This is a genomic window from Peribacillus sp. FSL K6-1552 (genome assembly GCF_038005205.1).
Lineage (GTDB): Bacteria > Bacillota > Bacilli > Bacillales > DSM-1321 > Peribacillus > Peribacillus butanolivorans.
This window is the reverse complement of sequence record NZ_JBBOST010000001.1, coordinates 3664680-3678174: the sequence shown is the minus strand read 5'-3', so window position 1 is coordinate 3678174 and position 13495 is coordinate 3664680. Positions and strand designations below refer to the sequence as shown.

The following is a 13495-nucleotide window of genomic DNA, read 5'->3' as shown; positions in this document are numbered from 1 at the left end:
TTGTGGTGAAATCAAACTGTTGCATTTACCAGAAGGTCAAAATTTAACATCTTATACGACATATACCGTAATATGTGATTGGGCAAAAATCAAAAATCCAAGCTTTATTGCTGAAGCGATTGCCTCACCTCCACTCAAGTCTGCAGAAGCAATCGACAACAAATTGTTCCAGATAACTTTTGATAAAAATCTGGGTATGGAGCTATTTCCTGGTCGTAAAGTGGAATTAAAGGGTGATGACGGCAGAAATATAGAAGCTCAATACCGCTTCTCCCCCTGCAAAGGACCATACGGAATCTTTGATGTGTTAAACGATAATACATTTAAATCAGGCGTCAAATACTCAGTAGTAACTATGGGTAACTGGGCAAACCCAGATACAGTCACATTAACAGCAAAATAAGAAGAGAATCTATAAGAACTCAATAATATATCAAGCTGAAAAGAGGGATCCTATTCGTCCAGAGTTCCCTATTTTATGTAGTTTTCATAGTAAAAGAAATTAATAAATTTAATATTTTATTAAGAATTTTTTTATAGCCAGTTTAGATGTTACTTGTATTATAAATTTTATAACAAATAACAAAATAAAGGAGATAGAGAAAAATGAATATAAAAAAACGTATAGTACCAGCTGTATTAGTTGTATCTGTAATATCGTCTGGAATAGCGACATATAACCAAACATTAAACGTAGAGGCTTCAGGTAACCACCTAGTAGAACAAGAAAAGAAACAACAAGAAGCAAGGATTACGAACATAAATGTATTGAATACGATGACTTTACAGGTCACTTTTAATAAACCATTAGCTGCAGAAGATGTGGATCCAAACAATTTGGAGAATATTAAGAAACAATTCGAATTTAATCATGGCATGAGCATAGTCAATGTTCCACGTTTGAAAACAGGAGCAAAAAGCACATACATCGTGCCAGTTACAATACAAAAGGATGACACCAAATACTCAATGAGCTACAAAGGGCAACGAGTAAAAACCTTTGAAGGAACAGATGAGAAAATTAATATTCGTAACACCCAACAAGTAACAAATGACACATTTGAATTGGAATCATTTTTAGAAGATGGTGTAACAGACTACGCAAATATTATCGAAGCGTATCGGGCAGGTCGAGGTGATTTAGCATTTGAATTAGATAACAGAAACAAAGACGAAAATGGGAAACGTTTCGAAATTATTTCGTCCTTACGTGATCGTGTTGTAACGATTACAGGCAGAAACGGAGAACGTTTCGTTGCGAATTACGTTCCTTTTACACAAGCAGCAGATGGAAGACAAGCCCCAAAATTTCGATTACCAGCAGGACAACAATTGAAACCAGGTGTAACATATACAGTGACATCAAAATGGGCAGATCTTGAAAATAAAAGGTTTAAAGCACAATACATCGCCCCACTTAAACTTCAATCGGCAGAAGCTATTGATAACAAGACCATTAAAATTGTATTAGATAAAGACCCAGGCATGGAGTTATTTGCAGGCAGAAGCATACAATTGCAAGGCGAAGATGGAAGCACGGTACAAGCACAATATCGTTTCTCTTCTCGTAAAGGCTCGGTTGGTATTTTCGATGTTACAAATAACACATTGAAGACTGGTGTAAAATATAAAGTAGTACCCATGAACAATTGGGCAACTGCAGATTTTATACCTTTAATAGTTAAGTGAAATTTAGTATAATAGGAAGAGAGACAATTAATGTTCTCTCTCTTTTTCTTGTAAGGAAGTTGGCTTTTATTGACATAAAATGTCGTAGCCTAGGTTTTATGTCAAAATGTTGGCGGAACCCCATGCAATCAAGCTAACAACGTAATTTACTAGATTCGAAATGATCCTTTTTTCAAAATCAGCGAGTGTAAAAAATAGCCATACAATCTTTCATGCCGGTGATATAAATTCATGTGTCCAATAATTTAATAGCTATCCTGAAGCTTTAAATATATGTATCTATCATTTTGGCATAATGCCTAGAAACATGAAAAGACCGCAATGCTTTCTTGAAGAAGAACATTGCAGCCTTTTGTTTCTTTGTTTCAGAGGTTAAAATGAATAGTGTTTTCTTAGAAATCTATCACATGATATTATGTCTCCTACGAAAGATCTGCTAAAAATGGTTACTGAAAGAATAGGATCTTTTAAAATGGCCAACACACCCAAATACTCCAAACCCAAATGGCCGCCTCAAGTCATTTAAATCTATATTACTATTCATCAACTAAGGGTTCACGAAAAGACTCTTTTCTATCTTCGACTATCATGCGCAATCCACGCTTTGGTCTAAGTGTAATAGACGGAAGTGGTTTTACTTCATGATGGTCCGGCGCAAGCCTTATCCGATATCGTTGAGCAATGCACGCTAGGACAAGCACAGCTTCCATCATTGCGAAATGATTACCGATACAAACTCTCGCACCTCCGCCAAACGGAAAGTAAGCGAACTGAGGTAGAGTTTTCACAAAGTTGTTTTCAAATCGCTCAGGATTAAAAGAATCTGGATTATCAAAATACTCAGGCTTGTGGTGCATAACATACTGACTTATCAAGATCATATCGCCTTTTTTAAAATGATATCCTCCTATTACTACATCCTCCTCCGCTTTCCGTGATACGATATAGCCAGGCGGGTATATACGCATTGATTCCATGATAATATTTTGTGTGTACGTTAATTTCATATAATCGCCAGGTGTAGGGTTACGATTACCGATTACGCTATCTATTTCATTGAAAAGTTTAGTTTCCACATCAGGGTGTTGTGAAAGCAAGTATAAGGTCCAGGAAAGTACGTTTGCAGTTGTTTCGTGACCGGCAAGGAAAATGGTCATTAGCTCATCACGTACCTGCTGGTTTGTCATAGCTAAACCATCCTCATCATCTCGAGCATCCATTAGAATCCCAAGCATATCCTCATGTCTCTCTGCATCTGCCCTACGTTTTTCAATAAAGCTATAAATCACTGTATCAAGTCTTTGTATCGAATTTTTAAATTCACGGTTATTTTTAGTTGGAACCCATAGTGGCAATTGAAGAAGTGTTCTCATCCTTTTAACAGCAATTCTCATAGATGATTCTATAGGTTCCCCGAGCTCGTCATATCCTTCTTTGAGGTTCATACTGAACATGGTCTTGCTGATAATACCGAGAGCAAGGCTCATCATATCCTCCGTCATAATCCGTTCTTCCCTGTTTTTCCAAGTGGAAATATAGTTCATTGTTATATCAATCATATCCTGTGCATAATTGCTAATATGAGACTTTTTGAAAGCAGGTTGAATAAGCCTTCTTTGGCGCATGTGAATTTCTTTTTCACTTGTAAGAAGGCCTTCTCCAAGTAATGGTTTTAAAGCATGGAAGTCCTTAGATTTCAAGAAGGATTTTTGTTTTGTTACAAGTACCTGCTTAATTAAATCTGGATTTGAAATGAAGTAAACATTTTGGAAAGGTCCAAAACGAATTTTAGCAACATCTCCATATTCTTTTGCTAAGTGGGTAAGAAAGCCAAGTGTATCTGAAATAAACTCCTTTGAATGGCCAGTAATTAGTCTTCCTTTTGGGCCCTTGGGAGAATCATGTAATAAATCTGTGTCACTCAATGGTTTGTTTCCTCCATTTCGATATAAGTACTTTTAATCATTCTATGAGGAAAGTATTAATTGGTTTGGACAGGTTGTTAAAAAGAATACTAACAAATATTTTTTTTAAAAAAAGTTTAAACAAATTGAATGAAATTACAAATGTGGATAATGGAATACAGTTTAAAACCGAGGCTAAAATGTTTAAGAAATTGTAAAGTAAAACACAATGGAAGATAAATTTATTTTAATAAACGAGTGGTATTGGGTAAATTGCTTAATCTCCTTTCTTATTCAGCTAACTTCAATAAAGTTTTTTCGATAAGTTAAACATAGAAAATAACAATTTTTAGAAAAGATAAGAGAGTTAATCAATTTTGTAGAATGATAATTGGAGTTTGTATAGTTTCATGGGCACATTTTAGTTAAGTCCTTACAATGATTTTTGAGAGGATGTGATCGTCATGGAACGAAAGAATACAGGTGAAAAATATAATAATAAATTCAAGAAAATCATAGTAAATCTTTATCACACGGGTATTCGGTACGAGAACTAAGCAGCGAATATGGCATATCAGAAGTTCCTATTAATATATGGGTTAAAGAATTTACTTCTATGCTAAAGCTTGTGCAGACAGGTTGTGGGTATGAATGCATCAAGAGCGTATAGTATTTTATAGAAACAAAGGGGCGTGTCGGATGTTTTTACAGCTGGCAGGATTCAGACGCATACCCTCGCTTTGAGCTCAAGTCTGAACTGTTTTAGGAAGTGTTTGCTGACTTCAAGATGGATGGAAAGAAATATCAAGGAAAGTGGAAGTTGAACAGCGAGTTCTAGAATCAAGTCAAAAGAAACTGCTGATAAAATAGCCGCCTTTTTCAAGGGGAATGAAGCTGAAATACTAAGAATTATTCATATATAAAAAGCTGATTGGCAACTAACACCAATCAGCTTTTTTGAAATATTACATCTTTCTATATGTTTTATAGCCTGTAATTGCATTAAAGCCTCTTTCTAAAAAAAACTACATCCTTGATCAGCAAGGATCGTAGGCTTTTTAGTTATTATTTAAATTCACTTTTCACAACGCCATTTCCTTCTATAAATTCTTTATTCAATGCATAGTAATCTTTTACCTCATCTATAATCCATAGTTTAGAATTTTCATTAAAAGTTAAAAACGATGTACCATTTGAGGAATGGTTCTATTTAGAGGAATCAAAGGGGAAATAACTATAAAAATCCAAAAGTTACAGACTGTTATTTGTGCTGGTGTTATTGGATGTATGATGATAGGTGGATTCTTAGGTGTATAAATAAGGGGTGAAGAAACTGGTTAATACTGGGTGCGAACTAGGCGCTTGTAAAAAAGGGCTATGGTATCCATTCTTGTCACAACCAAGGTATATATCAACAAATAATTCATTCATAGCTCAGATTTTTATCCTCTAAAACCCTGATGTTGTTGTCTTTAGGTTTTTTTGAGTTCCTATTTTTACCATCCAATTATGTATATGTCCTTTTCTAGATATTAATATAGGAATAATGAATTAAAAATATTTGTAAAATTCGACCTATTCCATTTTTTAGCTAATTGGAGTATAGTATGAAATCGTAAGAAGCGGTTATCCTCATAAACTTTATTTAAATCATGTAGGAATGAAAATAACTGCATCGGAGTGGTGCAATATGACGAGTCAGGTTGAAAAGTTTAGAGTGACTTTAAGGAAGAAGCTCGAGTCTATCTTTCACCTTTGGAATGTATGGATTCAGAACCATCCATACATTTTAAGAATCTTTACGATTTTTTCTTGGATATCGCTATGTGCCTTGGTATTAAGCTTAATTTTTATGGAAGACTCCCGAAAAATGTTCGTCCAGTTTTTGTGGTCATTTTACGTCATTTTGCAATTTTGGTTTTTATGTCGTAGTAAAACTTTAACATGGAAGAAGTACACCTATTTCTTTTTGGTGGGGGCATGGATAATCGTACCGTTGAATTCTTTTATCGTTAGTTTCATTACGGCTATTTTCGGTGGGATGGAACAGGATGTATGGAGTCAAGCATTTATAACCCCGATTGCTGAAGAAGTGTTAAAACTGATCCCCATTGGAGTTTATCTATTTTTGTCACGACGTGCATCCAGTTTAAGTTTAAGCGATTATGCCCTTATTGGTGCGGCAACGGGAGCTGGTTTTCAATTTTTGGAGGAAACCACACGTCGATTGGTTTCTGGAGGTATTTTCGATTATGGTGTGACACTATTTGGAGGGAAAGTGCTCCATTGGGATTTATTCACACTATTTCCTGGCTACTTTGAGGAGGGCTTTTTACCTGACAAAATGTCTGCTGGACATTCGTTGCTAACCGCTATGGTAACGTTAGGAATCGGGTTAGCAGTGAGGTTTAAAAGTAAATTAAAGAGATCTTCTTATATTTTTCCTGTTATCCTTTTAGTTTGGGCCATTTTTGATCACTCAATATGGAATGCTAGTTACCGAGCTCCGGATTGGTTAACCGGAATTCATGATTTATTAGGAAGCGGCTATGCCGCAAAACCGGTGTTTTTAATGATGCTCGGTGCTGCGGTAATCATCGATTATTGGGAATTGAACCGAGTAAGAGAGAAGATTCTTCTGCTGGATGGGGAAACCATTATCAATCCTGTTTCTGAATTGTGGAATTTATTCAGAAGTGTTTTTGAGGAAAGACAGCGTTTTGGATACTTGCTACTATTTTATCGAGAACGGAGAGAACTAGGATTTACACTGTTACACGGTAAAACAGAAGCCAGGGAACTTTTATCAGGCTTAGAAGTCAATATTCAGAAGTACTACAAAGCTTTAATCGTCGTGTTTGTAGCATTATTCACAGCTATGTTTCTATCTAACTGGGGAATTACAGCCAATGGCACCGAGGCTTGTATTGCCTGTTTATTTGATAATCTTCAAAACTGGTGGAATGGTTTATCTGCTTGGGAAAAAGGGTTGATTGTACTTGGAGCATTTGCCTTAACGTTCCCGTTATTAGGATTCTGGTCGGCAATAGGTGCTGTATCGACTGGAATCGGAATTGCTGCAGGTGGTAGTCAGATTGCAGACATCATCCGCAATCCTAAAAAATTACTTACGCCAGAAACGGCTCTTGCACTGGGAATTAGTGCACTGTTAAGTCGAATTCCATTTGGGAAAGCCCTTGTAAAACTAGGTGACTCGGTTTCACCGAAACTAAAACCTTATATAAAAAAGTTCTTAAAATCGTTCACTGGAAAGAAAAGTAATAGTAACAAACAACACCATGACCAGAATTCCTCTGGGAAAAAAGCTCACCAGGAAGAAGATCCTCAGAATAAGAACGATAGTAAAGATGATTCTAAAGAAACTAAGGAACTGAATAAAAATATTACGTTTAAACCAGGATATGAAAAACATTTAGCGGAAGTAGAAGATATTGTTAGGAAAAAAGGCAAGGGTGTAGTTGGAGGACATAATCTCCATAATTTCGAAAAAGCATTTAAAGAGAAGGGGTGGGATTTAGAGGAATGTATCATATCAAAAAGAAAGCACCCATCTATCGAGGGAGTATATGAAATAGAATATGGCTTACCTAAACTAGACATGGAGGGGAAGTTAATACCTGGAGAACTTAAGAATGTTTCCCATCCAAAAACAGTTTACGATCCTAACACAATATCAGACAAACAGATACTAAAATGGGGAGAAGAAGCTATGAAAAATGGGAAGATCGTTGGGAGAGAGATAACAGGTGTTTCCCCTAACGGACTCCAATTTAGAGGATTTATTAATGAATCCGGAGAAATATCAAATTTCTTCCCTACACTAGATTAATTATTAAGGAGTTGGAAGCATCGTGGAAGATAAAAAGAGAAAATTGATAAGGTACTTCTATCACCATATGGGAGACGGTAAATTTTTAAGAATCTTAAGAAGTTATGCGGATGGTGAAGGATATGGAACCGAATATGCAAGGTTTGTGTTTGCCGACTATTATGAAGAGTGGGAAGAAGATTATTTTGGTAAAGAAGGAATAGCCTATTACATTGATCGTCCTGCAGTAGAGGAAGACGAAGAAATTATTTTAGATTATCTGACATTCTATAGATATCTAAGAGAAGATTGTGTTAGTTATCTTGAAGACTATCCCCAAGATAAATCAGAAGTAGAAGAACAATTAGAAAGGATTAAAGAAAGATTTAATATACAAGAACCTTGATTAGCTTTATCCTACTACTAAAAAAGAAAGTTAGGTCAAGATTTAAAATGGAGGATTACATGCGTAACCAAGTGTTGTCGCATAACTTACATTATTTCTAGCAGGTTCTAAATTCTAAGGGTTTTTCTTTATATCTGATGGTAAAAGTTTTTATCGTACATTCTAACTAAAAAAAATCCTATGGTATTATGTCGCTTGTTGAACTAACAGGTGCGTTAGTAGTATAAGAAAGCCACCAATTTGGTGGCTTTTGTTGGTTTGGAATAAAGTTTGATTAAAAGTATCGTGAAAAGCCTTACTTAGAAACAAATAAAAACGAACCGGTTTGAAAAAATTTGAGTAAAACCTTTTATGATTTTCGGATAATAACATTTCTGTTTGTAAAAAAGTTTAATCATTTCGGTAGACGAATCTTCCATTTTCGCCTCATAGGAAAATAAAAAAGCTTAGATATCATCTAACCTATACCTTATCTACGCCAGTTATATTATGTTTAAATTTGCTTATACTTCGTCATGTAAATAAATTTGACCCGAACCGATGATTATTGCTGGCCCGCCAACCTTAATTTGTTGAATTGTATTTTGAGTTTTTTGAATGGTTATGTCGATATAGCTTCGGCGTCCCATTTCAAATCCTTGCTCACCGCGAATATGGTATACTCCTTCTTCTGTACTAGGTATAACACCATATTCTATTAAATAAGCACCTAATGGTCCACTTGCTCCACCTGTTGCTGGATCTTCTGCAATTCCCATGGCAGGTGCAAACATACGGCTATGTACATGGGAGGTTTTCTCAACTGTTTCTGTCGTAAAAGTAAAAATATGCTGGCGTTCTAGATTTGCGCTAAAATGCTCTTTCCAAATATCTGTGCGGAAGCGAATTTTTTCCATCGCCTCTAAAGAACAAATTGGGATAAATAAAAATGGGACACCCGTCGAAACCGTTTGTATAGGTAGTGTTGTATCAATATCATCAGTATGGAGTGATAATAGCTGTGCGACCACTTCCGCATCCAAAAACTTTTCGCCAAACTCCGCAAGGGGCTGTTCCATTTCAGTTTTTTTAATGACATCCTTCTCTTTATGTACAGTTAGTGGAATATCGCCTACTCCTTCTTCAAAAACCCATTCATTGCGACCTTCTTCTGTAGCAACGATTTCCTTTGCTGCTAACACGGTGGCTGTTCCTATTGTCGGATGCCCTGCCATTGGAAGTTCTAACTTCGGTGTAAAAATGCGCACCTTTTTCGTCTTGTGCGGTTCACTTGCTGAAAATACAAAGGCAGTCTCAGATAAATTCAATTCATTTGCAAGCACTTGCATCATTTTTGTAGTAAGCCCTTCTGCATCTTCAAAAACGGCAAGTTGATTGCCTCCGAATGATTCCGTCGTAAATACATCGACCAATGTATACTCGTATTTTTTCATAAGCCTTTCTCCTTGTCTAATACTACTGTCCGAATAATAAATATCTAAATATTCAATATTCTTTTTTAACTGTAACATAAATAACAAAAAAGACACTATTTCTAGTATCGGATCTCATATTTTATTGAACCTACAGCGAGAAAACGGCCGAAATTTTTTATAAACCTCGCGAATTTATTCAAATGGCTTTTTGACAGTAGCCACAACATGAAAAATACCTTGTATTACTGTTGTTAATTGGCAATAAAGATGTTTAAACCAGTAAATAAAGTTGCTATATTTATTAATTTTGTTTAAAAACGTTAGTCGTGTTATTCCATTAAAGGGCCATTTAAATGAATAAGTGTATATTGAAATAAAGCTGCACTGCTTTGAAAAAACTCTGTATATATACGTGCGTTTGTTGAACAAGAAGTAAAAGGGTGATACATATTATACATGACTAATATGTATCATCCTTTTTTGTAACTTTGTATGATTTTAGGTCTTGAAAAATTTCAAACCAACATAAAAATCGGTATTATTTCTCTCTAATCTGCTCCGTTAGACGGTAGGTTATTACCCAATACAAAAGGGCCAAAGCGCTGACAGTGGCACCAAATAGACATACTCCGATCCATCCATAGTTTGCGTATATATTGGTTGAAACAATTGAACCCATGGCACTGCCGATGGAATAAAAAATCATGTAAGCAGCAGTAAGTCGGCTTCTCGCCTCAGGACGCACTGTGAAAATCATACTCTGATTGGTGACATGTACTGCTTGCACAGCCAGGTCAAGAAAGATAACGCCAATAACTAATGCGATCAGTGAGTGTTCGGTAAAGCTGATTAGGAACCATGATGCTAGCAATAAAACTAGGGCTATGCAGGTTGTTCGCTGCCCTAACCCTCGATCAGCCAGACCCCCAGCACGAGCAGCAGCTAATGCTCCGGCAACTCCAGCGAGACCAAACGCTCCAATAGCGGTATGTGAAAGAGAGTATGGTGGAGCACTGAGAGGTAGCACCAGCGAAGTCCACAATGTACTAAACGCGGTAAAAATCAGCAAAGCCAGTACTCCGCGGATGAGTAGGATTCGTTCTTGCATGAACAATGTGAGCACCGAACGAAGCAGCTGCGGATAGGATAGTGACTCTCTTTCGCTTTCATCACGCGGAAGTACTCGGAACAACACGCCAGTCATGATGAGCATCATCGCGGCAGAAACTAGATAGACCGAACGCCAACCGGCGAGATCGGTTAGTACACCAGCGAATGTTCGTGCGAGCAGAATGCCGATCACGACTCCGCTTTGCACCAAGCCGACTATACGTCCACGATCGGCTGGGGCAGCCAAAGTCGATGCGAACGCTACGAGCACCTGAGTCACCACGGCAAGCAGTCCGACCGCAGCTAACCCCGTGAACAGCACTGTGATGATGGGGGCGATGCTAACCACAATCAGAGACAACACGGATAAAAGCATCTGACCGACGATTAGCCGACGTCGATTCAGTAGATCACCGAGCGGTACCAGCAGTAGCAGTCCTAGCGCGTAACAAAGCTGAGTAATGGTAATGACAATGCCGATGGATGAATGGGCGATACCGAACTCGGTCGCCAGAGAGTCTAGCAACGGTTGTGCATAGTATATGTTGGCGACAGCCATCCCGCAGGCTGTTGCAAACAATAGTGCCATATAGCGAGTCATGGTTGATCTGGATACTATTTGTAACTGATCCGTTCTCGTATCATGATCTTCAACTTTAATTGTTGTTTTTTCTTTAACCTTTACCATTACTTACATCCCCTTTTTATACTTAACAGTATAATATATCGTTCGGTATAAAATAATTCCTAATAAGGATAACCAACAAAATGTTTTGATGTCAAGTAAGTTATGCAGTTGTTTGAATACTGTTCTTGAAAGAATCATCACAATTTGACAATAGGACTTTAATTAAATAAAATCATAATATACCGATTGGTAATTAAAAGGAGGATTAATTTTCCATGGATCGAATTCGGCAACTTGATAAGGAAAGGACATTAGATGAATTGAATCAATTACCGGGGAATAACGAATTAACTGAAATATCTGGGGGCGATTCACCATCTCCAAAATTCCTACAGACAAACGAACAGATTATAAAAAGCTTCTTTGAAGTTGTCAGATCAGGTTGCACTCCCGAACAAGCTAAGGTTTTTATGGCGAAAGAGGTAAGAGCACATCAAGTGAATTCAGAAAGCATGGTGACAATTATAAGGTCACCTGAGAATTATGCCGATCATATAAGAGAAATGATAGATTCATGGGGGAAATTTAAAATAGAAATTCAAGAATTAATTTCTCAAAATCAAAAAGTTCATGTCAGATGGAAGCAGACAGGAATGCATATTGGAGAGTATGAGGATTATCTGCCTACAAATAAAGAGGTTATTGAAATAGGTAGTGCCGTATACCGATTAGAGGATCGAAAAATAGTGGAATACTGGATTCAAGTGGACAGATTCGGAATCATTGAGCAAATAAAAAAGAATCAAGAACAAGATTAATTATCTAGTGAAGAAATTTTGTTTTTTGAAATGAGGGATTTATTATGGTTCGACAACGTGAATTTGATGAGGAAAAAGCGTTGGATGATGCTATGTGGCTTTTTTGGGAGAAGGGGTACAAGGCTACTTCGCTAAGCGATTTGACTGCCAAAATGGGGATACAACGACCAAGCTTATACTCAGCTTTTGGAGACAAAGAGGAATTGTTTGAAGCTGCATTACGCAAATATACAAAGCTACATGCTTCCCATGTTCGAACAAAACTTCAAAACAATCTATCTGTAAAGGAAGCATTTAACACATTTTTTGAAGATTTGGTGGAAGAGGAATATAAAGAAAGTACGAACAAGGGATGTTTTTGCATTAATACAATGGTGGAACTTGCCCCTCACGATGAAAAATTTGAAATCCTTACAAGGGAGCATCAGATGTATCTTTCGATCATATTTCAAGAAACGATTGTCCGAGGTATTCGCTCAGGTGAGCTCGAAAGCAGCCTTAATGCTAAAGTTTTAGCACAGACACTAGTCGTTTCATTAATCGGACTTACCGTGTTAATGAAATCTCGTCCAGAGCGTTCATTTGTAGATAATTCTGTAGCGATGATATTATCATTATTAAAATAAATTTATCAAAATTCCAGTTTTATCAATCATGTCAGTCTCCGTGAATAAAGGGGGTTTGTATAAAGCCCAATCTATAAAATCGATTGCAGCTGTAATTCTAATTTTTATTAATCAAGTTACGGCAAGTTTTTTTAATAAAAGAATGATTCATTGATTATATTAAAAGCGTATTTTGATCAATCTTTTTTCAAAACACGCTTTTTCTTTTTGTTCGTTTATCAAGGTTATTAGTATCAATTTGATCAAACTTTATTTAAAGCAACAATACCATTGAGTTTTCACCTGATATTTTTGCAATTAGTTAACAGCAATACTAACTAATATTAGTAAAGTATTCTTCAATTAAAGGGCGCAATTGTTGAATAATTCCCATTTCTCATTTATATCACTGAGAGATTGGGATTTTTTAATATTGGAATATCTTTAACGTTGTAAATCCGCGTTTTGCTGGCGGTACCCCATTAAGAAGGATCGCTTTTTCTTATGCAACTAAAGGGGCAGGATAGTTTAATAAGATAACCCCAATAATCACCAAAGACTGAATGGTGATTATTTGTTACAATCCCCTAAGTAGAGACGCTTGACTACTATCCAGTAGTTATAAGAGGTGTATTCATGGGTACTCGTCTTATATTCTTAGCAATTTATTGGGTTGGAATAATTATTTGGTCACTAAGAAATATGGAAAAGGCTAAAAAAGAATTACTTCAAATAAAAACAATTGGAAGACAGGAGTAATAGTATTTTTACTTGTTTTTTTCCATTTTTAGTTGTGGCTCTTATGGCATTTGTACTGTAATTTATTGTACCTTATTAAACTAACAGGTGTTTTACTTCAATAACAGGTGGTTGCTCTTTTCCTATGGAACTAACGGGGCAGGTTAGTAGAACAAGTTATGAATTGAATAGTTTAAAGTTATAGAGCATTTCTTCGTAATGAGGAATGCTTTTTTATCTTTTTTTAAAATGAAAGGATATTTCGGTAACAATAATTATATAATAAAAAACAACAATGTTTTATTGTAAAACGATAAATAGCGTGTTAAATTAAATTGACAATAAATAAGTGA

General features: G+C 36.2%; 10 protein-coding genes. 7 read left to right on the top strand and 3 right to left on the bottom strand.

Annotation, left to right across the window (positions count from 1 at the left end; all coding sequences use genetic code 11):
* The first annotated feature begins 19 nt into the window (after window positions 1–19).
* A complete protein-coding gene (locus tag NST21_RS17590; RefSeq protein ID WP_340890444.1) occupies window positions 20–403 on the top strand; it encodes a hypothetical protein in 384 nt (127 codons plus the stop codon).
* A gap of 203 nt (window positions 404–606) precedes the next feature.
* The gene (locus tag NST21_RS17585) at window positions 607–1689 is read left to right on the top strand and encodes a hypothetical protein (RefSeq protein WP_340890443.1); all 1083 of its coding nucleotides are present in this window, start codon (window positions 607–609) and stop codon (window positions 1687–1689) included.
* A gap of 536 nt (window positions 1690–2225) precedes the next feature.
* Here NST21_RS17585 and NST21_RS17580 read toward each other — a convergent pair.
* A complete protein-coding gene (locus tag NST21_RS17580; RefSeq protein ID WP_340890441.1) occupies window positions 2226–3614 on the bottom strand; it encodes a cytochrome P450 in 1389 nt (462 codons plus the stop codon).
* A 1639-nt stretch (window positions 3615–5253) separates the two neighbouring features.
* Here NST21_RS17580 and NST21_RS17575 point away from each other — a divergent pair.
* Both NST21_RS17575 and cdiI read left to right on the top strand, forming a co-directional pair.
* Window positions 5254–7443 (top strand): PrsW family glutamic-type intramembrane protease, encoded by a 2190-nt coding sequence (locus tag NST21_RS17575; protein WP_340890440.1) that lies wholly within the window; start codon window positions 5254–5256, stop codon window positions 7441–7443.
* A gap of 22 nt (window positions 7444–7465) precedes the next feature.
* Window positions 7466–7828, top strand: coding sequence for a ribonuclease toxin immunity protein CdiI (gene cdiI, locus NST21_RS17570; RefSeq protein WP_056524806.1), 363 nt, complete (start codon window positions 7466–7468; stop codon window positions 7826–7828).
* Between the two features lie 503 nt (window positions 7829–8331).
* Here the strand turns inward: cdiI and NST21_RS17565 are convergent.
* On the bottom strand, window positions 8332–9261 hold the full coding sequence (locus tag NST21_RS17565) for a PhzF family phenazine biosynthesis protein (protein WP_340890439.1): 930 nt from the start codon (window positions 9259–9261) through the stop codon (window positions 8332–8334).
* A 520-nt stretch (window positions 9262–9781) separates the two neighbouring features.
* Window positions 9782–10954, bottom strand: coding sequence for an MFS transporter (locus NST21_RS17560; protein WP_340892583.1), 1173 nt, complete (start codon window positions 10952–10954; stop codon window positions 9782–9784).
* A gap of 302 nt (window positions 10955–11256) precedes the next feature.
* Between NST21_RS17560 and NST21_RS17555 the strand changes: the two genes are divergently transcribed.
* The 3 genes from NST21_RS17555 (at window position 11257) to NST21_RS17545 (ending at window position 13163) form a co-directional block, all read left to right on the top strand.
* Complete coding sequence (locus NST21_RS17555) at window positions 11257–11799, top strand: ester cyclase (protein ID WP_445670530.1); 543 nt, start codon at window positions 11257–11259, stop codon at window positions 11797–11799.
* Window positions 11800–11843: 44 nt separating this feature from the next.
* Window positions 11844–12425, top strand: a complete 582-nt coding sequence (locus NST21_RS17550) for a TetR/AcrR family transcriptional regulator (protein ID WP_340890438.1) — start codon at window positions 11844–11846, stop codon at window positions 12423–12425.
* Window positions 12426–13040: 615 nt separating this feature from the next.
* On the top strand, window positions 13041–13163 hold the full coding sequence (locus NST21_RS17545) for a hypothetical protein (protein ID WP_340890437.1): 123 nt from the start codon (window positions 13041–13043) through the stop codon (window positions 13161–13163).
* Window positions 13164–13495 lie beyond the last annotated feature (332 nt).